This is a genomic window from Rhodococcus sp. IEGM 1305 (genome assembly GCF_030058635.1).
Lineage (GTDB): Bacteria > Actinomycetota > Actinomycetes > Mycobacteriales > Mycobacteriaceae > Rhodococcus_F > Rhodococcus_F opacus_D.
In genome coordinates this window covers 87,616-105,169 of the sequence record NZ_JASHKX010000016.1, presented here as the reverse complement: position 1 = coordinate 105,169, position 17,554 = coordinate 87,616, and the positions used below count along the sequence as shown (strand labels likewise).

General features: G+C 67.0%; 16 protein-coding genes and 1 riboswitch. Of the genes, 8 read left to right on the top strand and 8 right to left on the bottom strand.

Going from position 1 to position 17,554, the window contains the following annotated elements:
* Nucleotides 1–4 precede the first annotated feature (4 nt).
* Genes QM693_RS21850 through QM693_RS21840 form a run of 3 tightly spaced genes read right to left on the bottom strand, consistent with a single transcriptional unit; the run spans nt 5 to nt 2,792 of the window.
* On the bottom strand, nt 5–1,090 hold the full coding sequence (locus QM693_RS21850; RefSeq protein ID WP_280782702.1) for an adenosine deaminase: 1,086 nt from the start codon (nt 1,088–1,090) through the stop codon (nt 5–7).
* Between the two features lie 9 nt (nt 1,091–1,099).
* Nucleotides 1,100–2,395 (bottom strand): thymidine phosphorylase, encoded by a 1,296-nt coding sequence (locus tag QM693_RS21845; protein WP_283333031.1) that lies wholly within the window; start codon nt 2,393–2,395, stop codon nt 1,100–1,102.
* Nucleotides 2,388–2,792 (bottom strand): cytidine deaminase, encoded by a 405-nt coding sequence (locus QM693_RS21840; RefSeq protein ID WP_280782700.1) that lies wholly within the window; start codon nt 2,790–2,792, stop codon nt 2,388–2,390. Before QM693_RS21840 ends, QM693_RS21845 begins: the two co-directional genes overlap by 8 nt.
* A 255-nt stretch (nt 2,793–3,047) precedes the next feature.
* On the opposite strand from QM693_RS21840, the gene sdhC reads away from it, so the two are divergent.
* From sdhC to QM693_RS21810, 6 genes are all read left to right on the top strand, one after another.
* A complete protein-coding gene (gene sdhC, locus QM693_RS21835; protein WP_005239889.1) occupies nt 3,048–3,452 on the top strand; it encodes a succinate dehydrogenase, cytochrome b556 subunit in 405 nt (134 codons plus the stop codon).
* Between the two features lies 1 nt (nt 3,453).
* The gene (locus QM693_RS21830; RefSeq protein WP_005239887.1) at nt 3,454–3,897 is read left to right on the top strand and encodes a succinate dehydrogenase hydrophobic membrane anchor subunit; all 444 of its coding nucleotides are present in this window, start codon (nt 3,454–3,456) and stop codon (nt 3,895–3,897) included.
* Between the two features lie 15 nt (nt 3,898–3,912).
* Nucleotides 3,913–5,664 carry a succinate dehydrogenase flavoprotein subunit gene (sdhA, locus tag QM693_RS21825; protein WP_005256984.1) on the top strand — a complete coding sequence of 584 codons (1,752 nt, stop codon included), beginning with the start codon at nt 3,913–3,915 and terminating at the stop codon, nt 5,662–5,664.
* Nucleotides 5,664–6,443 (top strand): succinate dehydrogenase iron-sulfur subunit, encoded by a 780-nt coding sequence (locus QM693_RS21820; RefSeq protein WP_141475391.1) that lies wholly within the window; start codon nt 5,664–5,666, stop codon nt 6,441–6,443. Before sdhA ends, QM693_RS21820 begins: the two co-directional genes overlap by 1 nt.
* Before the next feature lie 155 nt (nt 6,444–6,598).
* Entirely contained in the window at nt 6,599–7,594 is a 996-nt protein-coding gene (locus tag QM693_RS21815) for a malate dehydrogenase (protein WP_283353412.1), read from the top strand.
* A gap of 118 nt (nt 7,595–7,712) precedes the next feature.
* Nucleotides 7,713–8,993 carry a D-alanyl-D-alanine carboxypeptidase family protein gene (locus QM693_RS21810; RefSeq protein ID WP_283353411.1) on the top strand — a complete coding sequence of 427 codons (1,281 nt, stop codon included), beginning with the start codon at nt 7,713–7,715 and terminating at the stop codon, nt 8,991–8,993.
* A gap of 18 nt (nt 8,994–9,011) precedes the next feature.
* Here QM693_RS21810 and yhjD read toward each other — a convergent pair whose 3' ends face one another.
* From yhjD to QM693_RS21785, 5 genes are all read right to left on the bottom strand, one after another.
* Entirely contained in the window at nt 9,012–10,034 is a 1,023-nt protein-coding gene (gene yhjD / locus QM693_RS21805) for an inner membrane protein YhjD (RefSeq protein ID WP_283333060.1), read from the bottom strand.
* 5 nt (nt 10,035–10,039) lie between these two features.
* Complete coding sequence (gene trpS, locus QM693_RS21800) at nt 10,040–11,074, bottom strand: tryptophan--tRNA ligase (protein WP_011598206.1); 1,035 nt, start codon at nt 11,072–11,074, stop codon at nt 10,040–10,042.
* Nucleotides 11,075–11,126: 52 nt separating this feature from the next.
* A complete protein-coding gene (locus QM693_RS21795; protein ID WP_164062378.1) occupies nt 11,127–11,933 on the bottom strand; it encodes an exodeoxyribonuclease III in 807 nt (268 codons plus the stop codon).
* Nucleotides 11,934–11,968: 35 nt separating this feature from the next.
* Nucleotides 11,969–13,192, bottom strand: a complete 1,224-nt coding sequence (locus QM693_RS21790; protein WP_280782696.1) for an MFS transporter — start codon at nt 13,190–13,192, stop codon at nt 11,969–11,971.
* Nucleotides 13,193–13,390: 198 nt separating this feature from the next.
* Complete coding sequence (locus tag QM693_RS21785; RefSeq protein ID WP_280782695.1) at nt 13,391–14,614, bottom strand: NADP-dependent isocitrate dehydrogenase; 1,224 nt, start codon at nt 14,612–14,614, stop codon at nt 13,391–13,393.
* Between the two features lie 273 nt (nt 14,615–14,887).
* A riboswitch (SAM riboswitch) is annotated at nt 14,888–15,008 on the top strand.
* Between the two features lie 118 nt (nt 15,009–15,126).
* Here QM693_RS21785 and QM693_RS21780 point away from each other — a divergent pair.
* Both QM693_RS21780 and metX read left to right on the top strand, forming a co-directional pair.
* Nucleotides 15,127–16,410, top strand: a complete 1,284-nt coding sequence (locus tag QM693_RS21780; protein WP_105420521.1) for a bifunctional o-acetylhomoserine/o-acetylserine sulfhydrylase — start codon at nt 15,127–15,129, stop codon at nt 16,408–16,410.
* A complete protein-coding gene (metX, locus tag QM693_RS21775; RefSeq protein WP_280782693.1) occupies nt 16,407–17,531 on the top strand; it encodes a homoserine O-acetyltransferase MetX in 1,125 nt (374 codons plus the stop codon). The genes QM693_RS21780 and metX overlap by 4 nt, the downstream gene beginning before the upstream one ends.
* Nucleotides 17,532–17,554: the final 23 nt, after the last annotated feature.

Below are 17,554 nucleotides of genomic sequence, written 5' to 3'. Positions count from 1 at the left end.
GCGCTCAGCCCACCAGCACGGCGAATCCCGGCTTGATCACCTCGTCGATCAGCTGCAACCGCTGATCGAACGGGATGAAGGCCGATTTCATGGCGTTGATGGTGTAGCGCTCGAGATCCGTCCAGCCGTAACCGAACGTCTCGACGAGGCGGAGCATCTCCTGGCTCATGCTGGTGTCGCTCATCAGCCGGTTGTCGGTGTTGACGGTCACCCGGAACCGCAGCCGGGCGAGCAGGTCGAACGGATGATTCTCGAGCGCGTCCACGGCCCCGGTCTGAACATTGGAACTGGGACACAGTTCCAGGGGAATCCTCTTGTCCCGCACATAGTTCGCGAGCGCGCCCAGCACCGGGACGCCGTCGTCGCCGATCGTGATGTCGTCGGTGATCCGGACCCCGTGCCCGAGGCGGTCCGTGCCACAGAACGCGATGGCCTCGTGGATGGACGGCAGACCGAACGCCTCACCCGCGTGAATGGTGAAGTGTGCATTGCTGCCCCGCATGTACTCGAAGGCGTCGAGGTGGCGGCTGGGCGGATTCCCGGCCTCGGCACCGGCGATGTCGAAGCCGACGACGCCGCGGTCCCGGAACCGGATCGCCAGTTCCGCGATCTCCCGGGACCGCGCCGCGTGCCGCATCGCGGTGAGCAGTACGCCGATCCGGATGTTCTGGCCGCGCACCTCCGCCGCCGACTCCCCTGCCTCGAATCCCAGCAGGACCTTTTCCACCACCTCGTCCAGGGTCAGCCCCTCCTCGAGGTGCTGCTCCGGGGCGAACCTGACCTCGGCGTAGACCACGCCGTCGTCGGCGAGGTCCTCGGCGCATTCACGGGCGACGCGTTCGAGCCCGACGGGTGTCTGCATGACCGCGACCGTGTGGGCGAACGTCTCGAGGTATCTCTCGAGCGAACCGCTGTCGGCGGCCTCCCGGAACCACGTAGCCAGCGCGGGCGCGGTGTCGGCGGGCAGCGCGTCGTAGCCGCAGTCGCGAGCGAGTTCGAGAACCGTCTCGGGCCGGAGACCTCCGTCGAGATGGTCGTGCAGCAACACCTTCGGCGCTCGGCGCAGGGCCGACAGATCCAGTGCGGTCATGCGTCGACGTTAGCGTGAGGGATCCTCTATCCGCTCGATGACGAGCGGCGTGGTCACCGACGGCGCGTCGGCCATGACGGTCCAGGCTTCGGAAAGTGCGGCTTTCGCCGCGGCGAACCGTTCGGGCGTGTCGGTGTGCAGCGTGACGAGCGGGGTGCCCACCGACACCGTCTCCCCCGGTTTCGCATGCAACTCGATGCCCGCCCCCGCCTGCACCGGCTCGCCCTGTCGCGCCCGACCGGCGCCGAGCCGCCATGCGGCGAGCCCGACCGCCATGGCGTCGAGACCGCACACCACCCCGTCCGACTCGGAGAGCAGCACCTCGGTGTGCCGGGCCGTCGGCAGCGGCGCGTCGGGGTCGCCGCCCTGGGCGGCGATCATCCTCCGCCAGCGGTCCATGGCGGACCCGTCGCGCAGTTTGTCGGCGGGGTCGACTCCGTCGATTCCGGCTGCCTTCAACATTTCTCGCGCGAGCTCGAGCGTCAGTTCCACGACGTCGGATGGGCCGCCTCCGGCGAGCACCTCCAGCGATTCCCGGACCTCGAGTGCGTTGCCCGCGGTGTGGCCGAGGGGCGCGTCCATCGCCGTGAGCAACGCCATCGTCCGCACTCCGGCGTCGTTCCCGAGGTCGACCATCGTCTGGGCGAGCTCCCGCGCGTCGTCGAGCTTCTTCATGAACGCGCCCGACCCGACCTTGACGTCGAGCACGAGCGCGCCGGTGCCCTCGGCGATCTTCTTGCTCATGATCGAGCTGGCGATCAGGGGGATCGATTCGACCGTCCCGGTGACGTCGCGGAGCGCGTACAACCGCCGGTCCGCCGGCGCCAGGTCTGCGCCGGCGGCGCAGACGACGGCTCCGACGGCGGGGTCGGACAGGATCTCGGCCATCTCGGAGGTGTCGAGGTCGGCGCGCCAGCCCGGGATCGACTCGAGCTTGTCGAGGGTTCCGCCGGTGTGACCGAGCCCGCGTCCCGACAGTTGCGGCACCGCGGCGCCGCATGCCGCGACCAGCGGTGCGAGCGGGAGCGTGATCTTGTCGCCCACACCACCCGTCGAGTGCTTGTCCACGGTGGGGCGGCCGAGGTGGGTGAAGTCGAGGCGTCGACCGGACGAGATCATCGCCGTGGTCCAGCGGCTCACCTCCTCGCGCGTCATCCCGCGGAAGTAGATCGCCATGGCCAGCGCCGACATCTGCTCGTCGGCCACGACCCCCCGGGTGAATGCCTCGACCACCCAGTCGATCTCTGCACCGGACAGTTCCCTGCCGTCGCGCTTGGCGGCGATGATCGACGAAGCGTCATGCATGGCTGATTCTCCCCTTCTCCTCCGGACCGAAAGCGTCCGGCAGCAGCTGTTCCAGTGGGCGCACGCCGGCCCGGTGGTCGACGAGCAGTCCGGGGCCGCCGTGCTCGAAGAGAATCTGCCGGCAGCGTCCGCACGGCATGAGTATGTCGCCACTCGCGTCACAGCAGGTGAAGGCGATTAATCGGCCGCCGCCGCCCGCAAATAAGTTACCGACCAGTACGCACTCGGCGCAGAGCCCCAAACCGTATGAGACATTTTCCACATTGCATCCGACGACGATTCGTCCATCGTCCACCAGTGCCGCCGCCCCCACCGCGAACCCGGAGTAGGGCGCATAGGCTTGGCCCATCACCTCATGCGCGTTGGCGCGCAACAGTTTCCAATCGATCTCGACCATGGTTCCCCATCCAATCACGTGGGCTGAATGGATGCAGAGATTCGCTCGGTACGGCCCGATCCGCATTGGAGAGGCAAACCTAACTTCATTTGAAAGGGCCGTACGAACCCCGACTCGAATTAGTTCCCCCGTTTCCGTTGGGTTTAGAGTTCAGAGAAGTCGGTTCAGGATCACGTCGGGTCCCCAGTTGTGGTATGTCCGCAACGCTGCGCAGACTCGACACGTCCACCAATGACGTTGGAGGCACAGCACTCGATGAGTACTACGACTGAAGCCGCTCCGGCCAAGGAGCGCACACGGTCGCTTTACCGGGGCGACCCCGGAATGTGGTCCTGGGTTTTGCACCGGATCACAGGCGTAATGACGTTCTTCTTCCTATTCGTGCACGTGCTGGATACCGCGCTGGTGCGCGTGAATCCCGACACGTACGACAGTGTCATCGAGACCTACAAGAACCCGATCGTCGGGCTCATGGAGCTCGCGCTCGTCGCCGCGGTGCTGTACCACGCACTGAACGGTGTCCGGGTGATGCTGGTGGACTTCTGGTCCAAGGGACCGCAGTACCAGCGCCTGATGCTCTGGGTAATCCTCGCGATCTGGTTCCTGGTGATGATCCCGGGCGCCGGCCGCATCTTCTACAACATGTTTGCGGGGCACTGACATGACGACAGAAGCCAAGAGTCTCGGCAAGACCTACGACCGTCCCGCCAGCCTGGACAACCCGCGCTCTCCGCGCCGGACCTCGAAGAACAACTTCGAGCTGTACGCCTGGCTGTTCATGCGGTTCTCCGGACTCGCACTGATCTTCCTCGTGCTCGGCCACCTCTTCATCATGCTGATGCTCGACGACGGTGTGCACCGCATCAACTTCGCGTTCGTCGCAGGCCGCTGGTCCAGCCCGTTCTGGCAGTTCTGGGACCTCACCATGCTGTGGCTTGCCCAGCTGCACGGCGGAAACGGACTCCGCACGGTCATCGCGGACTACTCCCGCAAGGACTCCACGCGCTTCTGGCTGACCACGATCCTCGTTCTCTCGATGATCCTGATCATGGGCCTCGGCACGTACGTCATCTTCACCTTCGACCCCAATATCTCAGCGAGCTAGGGGAGCACAGACTTCATGCAGGAACACCGTTATGACGTGGTCATCGTCGGCGCCGGCGGCGCCGGCATGCGCGCAGCGATCGAGGCCGGTCCCCGCGCCCGCACCGCGGTACTGACCAAGCTCTACCCCACCCGCAGCCATACCGGCGCGGCCCAGGGCGGCATGTGTGCCGCGCTGGCGAACGTGGAGGAAGACAACTGGGAGTGGCACACCTTCGACACGGTCAAGGGCGGCGACTACCTCGCCGACCAGGACGCCGTCGAGATCATGGCCAAGGAGGCCATCGACGCGGTGCTCGACCTCGAGAAGATGGGTCTGCCGTTCAACCGCACGCCCGAGGGCAAGATCGACCAGCGTCGTTTCGGTGGTCACACCCGCGATCACGGTAAGGCCCCCGTGCGCCGCGCATGTTATGCCGCGGACCGCACCGGCCACATGATCCTGCAGACGCTCTACCAGAACTGCGTCAAGCACGACGTCGAGTTCTTCAACGAGTTCTACGCCCTCGACATCGCGATCACCGAGACGGAGAACGGCCCGGTCGCCACCGGCGTCATCGCCTACGAGCTGGCCACCGGCGAGATCCACGTCTTCCACGCGAAGTCCATCGTGTTCGCCACCGGCGGCTCGGGACGCATGTACAAGACGACGTCCAACGCGCACACCCTCACCGGTGACGGCATGGGCATCATCTTCCGCAAGGGCCTTCCGCTGGAGGACATGGAGTTCCACCAGTTCCACCCCACAGGCCTGGCGGGGCTCGGCATCCTCATCTCCGAGGCCGTGCGCGGTGAGGGCGGCATCCTCCGTAACGCCGACGGCGAACGGTTCATGGAGCGCTACGCCCCCACCATCAAGGACCTCGCACCCCGCGACATCGTTGCGCGGTCGATGGTCCTCGAGGTCCTCGAGGGACGCGGCGCGGGACCGAACAAGGATTACGTCTACATCGACGTGACCCACATCCCCGAGGAAGTCCTCGACGAGAAGCTCCCCGACATCATGGAGTTCTCCCGCACCTACCTCGGTGTGGACCCGGTCAAGGAACCGGTGCCGGTGTACCCCACCTGCCACTACGTCATGGGCGGCATCCCCACCCGGATCAACGGTGAGGTCCTGCGCAACAACGACGAGATCGTCCAGGGCCTGTACGCCGCCGGCGAGTGCGCCTGCGTCTCCGTCCACGGCGCGAACCGTCTCGGCACCAACTCGCTGCTCGACATCAACGTCTTCGGACGCCGCGCCGGCATCGCCGCCGCCGAGCACGCCAACAACAGCGAGTTCGTCGACATGCCCGAGGCGCCCGAGAAGATGGTCGACGACTGGATGGCCACCATCCTGTCGGACCACGGTCACGAGCGTGTCGCGGACATCCGCAGCGAGCTGCAGCAGTCCATGGACAACAACGCCTCGGTGTTCCGTACCGAAGAGCGCCTCACCCAGGCGCTCAAGGACGTGCGCGCCCTCAAGGAGCGCTACAACCACATCACGGTGCAGGACAAGGGCAAGCGCTACAACAGCGACCTGCTCGAGGCCGTCGAGCTCGGCTTCCTCCTCGAGATGGCGGAGGTCACCGTCGTCGGCGCGCTGAACCGCAAGGAGTCGCGCGGCGGCCACGCCCGTGAGGACTACCCGGACCGCAACGACGCCGAGTACATGAAGCACACGATGGCATACAAGGAGGGCGACGGCTTGCTCTCCGACATCCGTCTCGACTACAAGCCGGTAGTCCAGACCCGTTACGAGCCGATGGAGCGTAAGTACTGATGAGCGCACCTGCAGTCGACAAGAGCGAGAACAAGGCGGATCTCCCTCCCGTTCCCGAGGGCGCCGTCATGGTCACCCTCAAGATCGCGCGGATGAACCCGGAGTCCGGCGAGGGCCAGCACTGGGACAGCTTCCAGGTTCCGGCTCTGCCGACGGACCGCATGCTGAACCTGCTCCTGTACGTGAAGGGCTACCTCGACGGCACCCTCACGTTCCGTCGCAGTTGCGCCCACGGCGTGTGCGGTTCGGACGCGATGCGGATCAACGGCGTCAACCGTCTGGCCTGCAAGCTCCTCATGAAGGACATGCTGCCCAAGGACGGCAAGCCGGTCACGATCACCGTCGAGCCCATCAAGGGCCTGCCGGTGGAGAAGGACCTCGTCGTCGACATGGAGCCCTTCTTCGACGCGTTCCGCGCCGTGAAGCCGTTCCTCATCACCACCGGCAACGAGCCCACCCGTGAGCGCATCCAGTCGCAGCACGACCGGGCACGTTTCGACGACACCACCAAGTGCATCCTGTGTGCCTGCTGCACCACGTCGTGCCCGGTGTACTGGAGCGACGGCAGCTACTTCGGTCCGGCCGCCATCGTCAACGCTCACCGCTTCATCTTCGACAGCCGTGACGAGGGTGCGTCGGAGCGTCTCGACATCCTCAACGACAAGGACGGCGTCTGGCGTTGCCGGACCACGTTCAACTGCACCGACGCGTGCCCCCGTGGCATCCAGGTGACGAAGGCGATCCAGGAAGTCAAGCGCGCGCTGCTGTTCGCACGCTGACCCCAGGTCTGCCGAGCACGTTCCAGGGCGCCCCCGACCGCACCGGTCGGGGGCGCCCTGCGTCGTGTCCAACCTCACTGTCCGAGCGGTCCCACGGTGACATCTCCGCGCTACTGTCGAGAACAGATGCTCCCGACGGACAGTGAGGTTCACCCATGGCGCAGTCGCCCACTCCCGCAGTGGTCACGGTCACCGGAGCGGCAGGCAGCATCGGCTACGCGGCGCTGTTCCGGATCGCCGCGGGCGAGATGCTCGGGCCGGACATCCCGATCCGGCTGCGGCTCTTGGAGATTCCGTCGGCAGTGTCCGCCGCCGAGGGCACCGCGATGGAGCTCGACGACAGCGCCTTCCCTCTGCTCCGCGACATCGAGGTCCACGACGACCCGAAGCGGGGCTTCGACGGCACCGACGTGGCGCTCCTCATCGGATCGCGTCCCCGGTCCAAGGGCATGGAGCGTGGCGACCTCCTGGCCGCGAACGGGCAGATCTTCACCGTGCAGGGTCGCGCGCTCAACCAGGTTGCCGCGGACGGAGTCCGGGTGCTGGTCGTGGGCAACCCGGCGAACACCAACGCGCTGGTCGCCGCGAACAACGCCCCCGACATCCCGGCGGAGCGGTTCACGGCGTTGACCCGGCTCGACCACAACCGCGCGATCGCCCAGCTGGCACGGCACTCGGGCGCCGCGGTGAAGGACATCAGCCGCGTCGCGATCTGGGGCAACCACTCCAGCACCCAGTACCCCGACATCTTCCATGCGAGGGTCGGTGAGCGGTCCGGTGCCGAGTTCGCCGCCGACCGCGAATGGCTCACCCGCGACTTCATTCCCACGGTCGCGAACCGTGGCAGTGCGATCATCGAGGCTCGCGGCGCATCCTCCGCGGCCTCCGCCGCCAACGCCGCGATCGATCACGTCCACGACTGGGTGCTCGGCACCCCCGACCACGATTGGACGTCCGTGGCGCTGCCCTCCACCGGCGCCTACGGCGTGCCGGAGGGACTGGTGAGCTCGTTCCCGGTTCGCTCGGTCGACGGGTCGTGGCAGATCGTGGACGGGCTGCAGATCGACGACTTCTCGCGGAAGCGGATCGACGCGTCGGTCGCGGAACTCGAATCCGAACGCGACGCCGTCCGGGGCATGGGTTTCATCTGATCCGACGTTCGTCTTCCGGAACGGTCGCGTGGACGTCACGAAATCGTGTCGACACGTGTCCGTTTTCGGAAGTCGACCGGTCGTCGCATACGCTGCCTCTTCGATGATGTGGCGTCGAGTGTGTACCGCGGTCGTGTCCGGAACCCTGCTGGCCGGACTCTCGGTGAGTGCTGCCGGGGCGATTCCGCCCGCGGCGCCCTCCTCCCCCACCTCCACACCGTTCGCCACCCCGAACACCGACAACTGCCCCAACCGGTCGGCCCCCGCGCCTGCGATCGACCTGTCGGAGGTACCCCAGCCGGGTGATCCGACACCGAGCGCCGTATCGGTGCCCGAAGAGCCGGTGGGCGGACCGAAGCTGGCCGAGTGCGGGGTGATCCTTCCCGACGAGGCGCCGGCGCTGCCCGCCGACATCGCGGCGTCCGGCTGGGTGGTCGCGGACATCGACACCGGAGCCGTGCTCGCGGCGAAGGACCCGCACGGCCGCTACCGGCCCGCGAGCACCATCAAGATGCTGCTGGCTCTCGTGGCGCTGGGCGAACTGGATCTCGACAAGACCGTGACCGCCACCGCGGAGGACGCCGCGGTGGAGGGCAGCGCCGTCGGGATCGGCAAGAACGGTCAGTACACGAACCGGCAGCTGATGCAGGGCCTGGTGATGGCCTCGGGGAACGACGCCGCCCACCTCCTCGCCCGGCAACTCGGCGGCGACGCCGCCACGGTCGACAAGATGAACCACCTCGCCGACACCCTCGGCGCGCACGACACGAGGACCGCGACCCCGTCGGGGCTCGACGGCCCCGGCATGAGCAGCTCCCCATTCGACCTCGCGCTCATCTTCCACACCGCGATGAAGAACCCGACGTTCGCGGAGCTGATCTCCACCGAGACGGTGCAGTTCCCGGGTTTCCCGAAGGATCCGGCGATTCCGGACGATCAGGACCGGCCGCCGTTCGCACTGGCCAACGACAATCAGCTGCTCTACAACTACGACGGCGCACTGGGCGGCAAGACCGGGTTCACCGACGACGCCCGCCACACCTATGTCGGCGGCGCCGATCACGACGGTCGCCGCCTGATGGTGACGTTGATGGGCGCCGAAGCCCAGCCGATCCGGCCGTGGGAGCAGGCGGCACGACTGCTGGATTACGGTTTCGCCCTCGACCGCGACGCCCAGGTGGGATCCCTCGAGGACCTGCATCCGGCCGACACCGGTTCCGCCGCGGTACTTGCCGCACCGCCGCAACAGGATTCGGCCGCCGCGACGAGTTCCGTCGTCGCGTCGGGTTCCGACCACCCCGACAACACACTCGCCCTGCGGGCAGGTGTCGGGATCGTGGGGGCGGCCGTCGTCCTCATGCTGGTGCTCTGCGCGCGTCGGCTGTTCCGCAGGCGCTGACGAAAACCGGCGCCCGGCTCAGCGCTTGCTGCGGGTCAACAGTCCGGACAACCCGAGCGCCGCGGCGGCGCCCACACCCACCAGGGCGAGTCCTCCACGCACACCCGGCCCCTCGTGCACCTCGATCCGGGGGTTGATGACGGCCGGATCCGGCGGCGGCACAAAGGCGAGCGCGAGGCTGGCGCGGGTGGTCGCGGCCCACGCCGTCGAGAAGAGCAGCATCCGGCACGTCAGGTAGATGAACACGAGCAGACCGATGATCGGACCGAACGCCACACCGGCGGGACCCGCGGTGACCGCCGAGAGGTAGATGGCACCGACCTGCTTGAAGATCTCGAACACCACGGCCGCGAGCAGCGCCGCCTTGAGCGCACTGCGGAACGTGACGGGTTCGCGGGGCAGTCGGGCGATCACCCAGGCGAACACCGCCCACGTCGCGAGAAGCGACACCACGGTCGACAGTGCGCGCAACCCGGCGTCGATCCCGGGAACGTCGTCGAGGTTCAGCACCTCGACCACCGTTCGGGCCACGGGACCGCTACTCAGCGCGGAGGATCCGAGGGAGACCACCATCGCCAGACCCAGCCCGAGCAGCGCGGCCGCGTCGCCCAGCTTGGTACGCACGAATCCCTTCGACTCGCGCTGGCTCTCCCACATCGCCGTCAGCGCGTCGCGCAGGTTCGCCATCCACCCGAGTCCCGCGTACGCGGCACCGAGCAGACCGAGAACACCCACGCTGGCACGGGACGCGATCGCCGAATCGATGACCGTGTTGAGCGTGTCACCCAGACTTCCGGGAACGTTCTTGGTGATGCTGTCCTGCAGCTCCTGCAGCAACTCCGGCTGCCCGGCGAGGACGAAACCCGCGATGGCGAACGCGACCATCAGGATCGGAATCAGTGCGAGCACACTGAAATACGTGATCCCCGCCGCGTAGTAGTCGCCCTTCTGCTGCTGGTACCGCTCTGCGGCCCGCATCAGATGGTCGAACCAGGGGCGCGCTGCCCGCTGCCTGTCGAGAAAACTCGGTTCGTCAGCCACAGTGCTCATCCCTTCGGTGTCAGAAACCCAACCTTCTCGTACACGGCCGCCAGAGTCTGCGACGACACCTCGCGGGCGCGGTGAGCACCGGCAGCGATGATCCGATCGAGTTCTGCCTCGTCCGAGAGGTACCCTTCCACCTTCGCTTTCAACGGTGTCACGAACTCGGCCAGGACATCTGCCGTATCGGTTTTCAGGTCGCCGTACCCCTTGCCCTCGTACCCGGCCACCAACGTCTCGACCGGAGTCCCGGACAGCGCGGACTGGATGGTGAGCAGGTTGCTCACACCGGGCTTGGCCTGCGGGTCGTAGCGAATCTCCCGCTCGTTGTCGGTGACCGCGGACTTGATCTTCTTCGCCGACACCTTGGGGTCGTCGAGAAGGTTGATCAGTCCGGCGGGGCTCGGACCGGACTTGCTCATCTTCGACGTCGGATCCTGCAGGTCGTAGATCTTGGCGGTGCCCTTGATGATCTGGGCCTCGGGAATGACGAACGCCTTCCCGAACCGGGTGTTGAACCGCTGGGCGAGATCGCGGGACAGTTCGAGATGCTGACGCTGGTCCTCGCCGACGGGGACCCGCTGCGGCCGGTAGAGCAGGATGTCGGCAGCCATCAGCACCGGATACGTGAACAGGCCGACGCTCGCGTTCTCACTGCCCTGTTTGGCCGACTTGTCCTTGAACTGCGTCATCCGGCTCGCTTCACCGAAACCGGTGATGCAGTTCAGGACCCACGCCAGCTGCGCGTGCTCGGGCACCTGGCTCTGCACGAACAGCGTGGCGCGGTCGGGGTCGATTCCGAGCGCCAGCAGCTGCGCCGCCGCGATCTTCGTGCGACGGCGCAGCTCCTTCGGGTCCTGCGCCACCGTGATCGCGTGGAGGTCGGGGATGAAGTAGAACGCGTCGAAGTCGTCCTGCAGAGGCACCCACTGCTGCAGAGCACCCAGGAAGTTGCCGAGGTGGAACGAGTCGGCGGTGGGCTGGATGCCGGAGAGCACCCGCGGTTTCGCGGTGGGTTTCTGAGCTGCAGGGGTCGACATGAGTACTGATCTTTTCACGTGCGCCGTGACGACACGAATCAGATACCGGCCGTCACCGGTACTGGACGGTGACCGGCGCGTGATCGGACCACCGCTGGTCGTAGGTTTCGGCGCGCTCGACGACGGCCTGCTTGGCCCGCTCAGCCAGTTCCCGGGTGGCGATCTGGTAGTCGATGCGCCAGCCGGAGTCGTTGTCGAACGCCTTCCCGCGGTACGACCACCAGGAGTACGGCCCGGCGACGTCGGGATTGAGCTGCCGGACCACGTCGGTCCAGTGCGCGTCCTCGGCGAACAGGGCGCCGAGCCACTCCCGCTCGTTCGGGAGGAAACCGGAGTTCTTCTTGTTGGTCTTCCAGTTCTTCAGGTCGAGTTCGGTGTGGGCGATGTTCCAGTCGCCGCAGACCACGACGTGCCTGCCTGCCGCGACGGCAGCCGCTGCGGTGTCGGTGAGGTACCGGGCGAAGGAGTCCATGAATCGCTCCTTCTCCTCCTGCCGCGGTGTCTGGGCCTCCCCGGAGGGCAGGTACAGGCTCGCGACGGTCAGGTCGTCGAAGTCGGCCTCGAGGTAGCGGCCCGCGGTCGCGAACTCGTCGTCACCGTGGCCGACGCGGAAGGCGTCGGCAGGTTTCCGGGACAGGATCGCGACGCCGTTGCGTCCCTTCGAAGACGGCTCCGCGGACACCAGGTTCCATCCACCCTCCAGAGCGGGCGCGAGCGTCTCGGCGAGCTGCTCGTCGGACGCCCGCGTCTCCTGCAGACACACGACGTCGGCCTCTGTGCGCTCGATCCACTCGGTGAGCCCCTTGCGGGCGGCGGCGCGAACGCCGTTGACATTGACGGTGGTGATGATATGTGGCACGGCAAGCACCGTAGCGGACGCGTACGACAGCGCGGCTACCGAGACGAACGGGCGCTGCGGCGTTCCATCGCGACCGCCACGGTGAGGACCACGAGACCCGCCACGGCCAGCAGCGCACCGACCGCGGCGGGCGCCGTGTAGCCGTAGCCGGCCGCGATCACGACACCACCGATCCACGCCCCGAACGCGTTCGCGATGTTGAGGGCCGCGTGGTTGAGCGAGGCGGCGAGGGTCTGGGCGTCCGCGGCGACGTCCATCAGCCGGGTCTGCAACCCGGGAACCATCGACGCACCCGCCGCACCGACGAAGAACACCAGCAGCAGCGCCGTGTACGGGTTGTGGGAGGCGATCACGAAGACGCCGAGCAACACCCCGAGCGCCGTCATCGATACGAACAGGCCGGGAATCAGCGCCCGGTCGGCGAGTCGGCCGCCGATCAGATTGCCCGCGACCATGCCCAGCCCGTAGATCATCAGGGCCAGCGGCACCAGCGACCGCGACAGGCCGGCGACGTCGGTGAGCGTCGTGCTGATGTACGTGTAGACGGCGAACATGCCACCGAACCCGACCATGCCGATGATCAGCGTCATCCACACCTGCGCGCGGCGCAGGGCACCGAGTTCGGTGAGGGGATTCGACATCCGCATGGCGGCGAGCGCGGGTACCCACGACCAGATCGCGCCCAGTGTCACCACACCGATCACGGCCACGAGCGCGAAGGCGCTGCGCCAGCCGAGCGTCTGGCCCAGCCACGACGCGACGGGAACGCCGACGACGTTGGCCACCGACAGTCCCATCATCACGAGAGCGACCGCCCTGGCTCGCTGGCCGCGGTCCGCGAGGTGCGCCGCCACGAGGGCCGCGACACCGAAGTAGGCGCCGTGCGGCAGGCCCGCCACGAACCGCGCGGCCATCAGCACGCCGTAGTTCGGCGCGAACACCGTGGCGGCGTTGCCGATCGTGAACGCCGCCATCAACGCGATCAGCAGCGTCTTACGGGGCACCCGCGCGGTCAACGCCGCGATGAGTGGCGCGCCGACGACCACACCCAGCGCATACGCCGAGATGACGTGCCCGGCCGTCGGCTCGGTGATCCCGAGACTCGACGCCATCTCGGGCAGTAGCCCCATCGCCACGAACTCGGTGGTCCCGATCCCGAAGCCACCGAGCGCGAGCGCGATCATGGCGAGCTTGCGGACGGACGGATGTTGGGCGATGACACCGAGGTGCTCCGGGCGGACGGGGGTGGAAGTGCTCACAGAAGGACTTTCGACTAGGCGGGGAGACGGCTACGCGGCGCACGGCGCCTCGTTGCGCAACGACCCACATCGAAATTCTCTTCCCCGGATTCCGCTTTTCGCGCCGCGAGCGACCGTGAGATGACTCACCCGGCCCGGAAACGCCGAACGGGACGCCCCGTGAGGGGACGTCCCGCTCGTAACGCTGTGGCTCGGTGCCTACTGCTCGGCGATGGCCTTCTGGAGGTTGATGTCCAGCGCACCGAGGAACTCCTCGGTGGTCAGGTAGCCCTGGTCGCCGCCGACCAGCATCGCGAGGTCCTTGGTCATCTGGCCACCCTCGACGGTCTTGATGACCACGTCTTCGAGCTTCTGGGCGAAGCCGATGACGTCGGGGGTGTTGTCCAGCTTGCCGCGGTGCTCGAGTCCACGGGTCCACGCGAAGATCGACGCGATGGGGTTGGTGGACGTCGGCTTGCCCTGCTGGTGCTGACGGAAGTGACGCGTCACGGTGCCGTGTGCGGCCTCGGCCTCACACGTCTTTCCGTCCGGGGTCAGCAGCACGGAGGTCATGAGGCCGAGCGATCCGAAGCCCTGCGCGACGGTGTCGGACTGGACGTCGCCGTCGTAGTTCTTGCAGGCCCAGACGTAGCCGCCCTCCCACTTGAGCGCCGACGCGACCATGTCGTCGATGAGACGGTGCTCGTAGGTGAGTCCTGCCGCGTCGAACTCCGACTTGAACTCGGTCTCGTAGACGTGCTGGAAGATGTCCTTGAACGCGCCGTCGTACGCCTTGAGGATGGTGTTCTTGGTCGACAGGTACACCGGGTAGTTCTGCTGCAGGCCGTAGTTGAGCGAGGCGCGCGCGAAGTCCTCGATGGACTTGGTGAAGTTGTACTGACCCTGGACGACGCCGCCGCCCTCGGGGAAGTTCACCAGCTCGTGCTCGATCGGCTCGCTGCCGTCCTCGGGCGTGTAGGTGATCATCACCTTGCCGGGACCGGGGACCTTGAAGTCGGTGGCGCGGTACTGGTCGCCGAAGGCGTGACGGCCGATGATGATCGGCTTGGTCCAGCCCGGAACCAGTCGCGGAACGTTGGAGATGATGATCGGCGCGCGGAAGATCGTCCCACCGAGGATGTTGCGGATGGTGCCGTTGGGCGACCGCCACATCTTCTTGAGACCGAACTCCTCGACGCGTGCCTCGTCCGGGGTGATGGTCGCGCACTTGACGCCGACGCCGTGCTTCTTGATGGCGTTGGCCGCGTCGACGGTCACCTGGTCGTCGGTCTCGTCCCGGTGTTCGATGCCGAGGTCGTAGTACTCGAGATTCACATCCAGGTAAGGATGGATCAGTTTGTCTTTGATGAACTGCCAGATAATGCGTGTCATCTCGTCGCCGTCGAGTTCGACGACGGTGCCCTCAACCTTGATTTTGGACATGGGTGCTTCGCGTCCTCCTAGGAAGTTTCCCTGGTTACACGGTTGCGGTCGCACTTTGTGAGTGGGTCCGCGAACGGTTCGCTTTTCAAACGTAGACGGTCAAGGCGGCCGCTGGGAGACCGCACGTAAACAAGACAAGCGTACTGCTATGCGCCACGCTCGCAACACGTGGGGCACGGAGGTCGTCCCTACTCGCGGGTAACTTTTCCCTGCTAGTGGCCCTGATCGGTGCCGTTTCCGGTCGTTCCACCCCAGCCGCTAAGATTCACTCCAGGTCATGAGTGCCAGCAACGAGCCCCGGCTAGCTGGCCGGCAACCCTCCACCGCGGTGGGGTGCCCCGGGTGATGACCTGGTTCCCTGATTCATACAACAGTCGGGTGACAAGCGCGGGTCCGACATCGGAGGTTCATGATGTGTTGTTGTTGTCGTAGATAGAGCACCAGACAAGCCCTGTGCGCGAAAGAACCAGCAACTCCGTCGCGCCTCGTCAGACCACTGGAGTAGACAGCACATGACCGAGAACTGGTCGTTCGAGACCAAGCAGATCCACGCCGGGCAGACGTCCGACGCGACCACCAAGGCGCGGGCGCTGCCGATCTACCAGACCACCTCGTACACGTTCGACAGCACCGATCACGCTGCCGCGCTGTTCGGTCTGGCCGAGCCGGGCAACATCTACACCCGCATCATGAACCCCACCCAGGACGCGGTCGAGCAGCGCATCGCCGCCCTCGAAGGCGGCGTCGCCGCCCTGCTGCTGTCCTCCGGACAGGCCGCCGAGACGATCGCGATCCTGAACCTCGCCGAGGCGGGCGACCACATCGTCTCCAGCCCGCGGCTGTACGGCGGCACCTACAACCTCTTCCACTACACGCTGCCCAAGCTCGGCATCGAGGTCTCGTTCGTCGAGGACCCCGACGACCTCGAGCAGTGGAAGGACGCGATCCGGGACAACACGAAGGCGTTCTACGGCGAGACCATCTCCAACCCCCGCAACGACGTCCTCGACCTGCCGGGCATCTCCGGGATCGCCCATCAGCACGGGCTCCCGCTGATCGTCGACAACACGGTGGCCACCCCCTACCTGATCCGCCCCCTCGAGCACGGTGCGGACATCGTGGTGCACTCCGCCACCAAGTACCTCGGTGGCCACGGCACGGCGATCGCCGGTGTCATCGTCGACGGCGGCACGTTCGACTGGACCCAGGGCCGCCACGGCAACTTCACCACCCCGGACCCGAGCTACCACGGCGTCGTCTACTCCGAACTCGGACCGCCTGCCTTCGCCCTCAAGGCGCGCGTGCAGCTGCTCCGCGACCTCGGCTCGGCGATCTCCCCGTTCAACGCGTTCCTCATCGCCCAGGGTCTCGAGACGCTGAGCCTTCGCATGGAACGGCACGTGTCCAACGCGACCGCCGTCGCCCAGTACCTGGAGGCGCGGCCGGAGGTCGTGTCCGTCGGATACGCCGGGCTTCCGTCGTCGCCCTGGCACGACCGGGCGAAGCAGATCGCGCCGCGGGGTGCGGGCGCGATCGTGACGTTCGAACTCGCCGGCGGCATCGACGCGGGCAAGAAGTTCGTCAACGCGCTCACCCTGCACAGTCACGTCGCGAACATCGGCGACGTCCGCTCGCTGGTGATCCATCCGGCGTCCACCACACACTCCCAGCTGACCCCCGAGGAGCAGGCCGCCAGCGGCGTCACCCCCGGACTGGTCCGCCTGGCTGTAGGCATCGAAGGGATCGACGACATCATCGCCGATATCGAGACCGGACTCACGGCGGCGGCATCTTGACCGTGAGCGCTGTACAGAACCTGCCCGTGGCGGACGGACGTCTCGGCACCATCGACATCGGATCGCTCGAGCTCGAGAGCGGAACAGTGATCCCGTCGGTGTCCCTCGCCGTGCAGCGATGGGGTGAGTTGTCCCCGAACCGGGACAACGTGGTGCTCGTCGAGCACGCCCTCACCGGCGACTCGCACGTCACCGGACCCGTCACCGACGAACACCCCTCCCCCGGCTGGTGGACCGGGATGGTCGGTCCGGGTGCGCCGATCGACACCGACGAATGGTGCGTCATCGCGACCAACGTCCTCGGTGGCTGCCGCGGCACCACCGGTCCCGGTTCGATCGCCGAGGACGGGCGCCCGTGGGGCAGCCGTTTCCCGGAGATCTCCATCCGCGACCAGATCGCGGCCGAGAAGAAGTTCACCGACCTGCTGGGCATCGACAAGCTGGCGTCCGTCGTCGGCGGTTCGATGGGCGGAATGCGCGCGCTCGAGTGGGCCGTCACCTACCCGGACCAGGTGGCGTCCGCGCTCGTTCTCGCGGTCGGCGCCCGCGCGACCGCCGACCAGATCGGCACACAGACCACCCAGATCGCGGCCATCACCAGCGACCCCGACTGGCAGGGCGGCGACTATCACGACACCGGCCGGATCCCCCGGGCCGGGCTGCGCATCGCCCGCCGGATCGCGCACCTGACCTACCGCAGCGAGGCCGAACTCGACTCCCGGTTCGCGAACTCGCCGCAGGACGGCGAGGACCCGTGGCGCGGCGGCCGGTACGCCGTCGAGAGCTACCTCCAGCACCAGGCCGACAAGCTGGTCGGCAGGTTCGACCCGAGCACATACGTGCTGCTGTCCGAGGCCATGAACCGGCACGACGTGGGCCGCGGTCGCGGTGGCATCGCCGCGGCGCTGGGGACGATCACCGCACCCGTCATCGTGGGCGGCGTCGACTCCGACCGCCTGTACCCGATCCGCCTGCAGGAGGATCTGGCCAACGACATCCCCACCTGCGACGGTCTGCGGGTCCTCAACTCACGGGACGGCCACGACGGGTTCCTCACCGAGGCCGCCGCCGTCGCGAAACTGCTCTCCGAGACGATGCAACTGGCCCGCGCGGGGCGCTGACCCCCGTGCGGGACGACACCCGC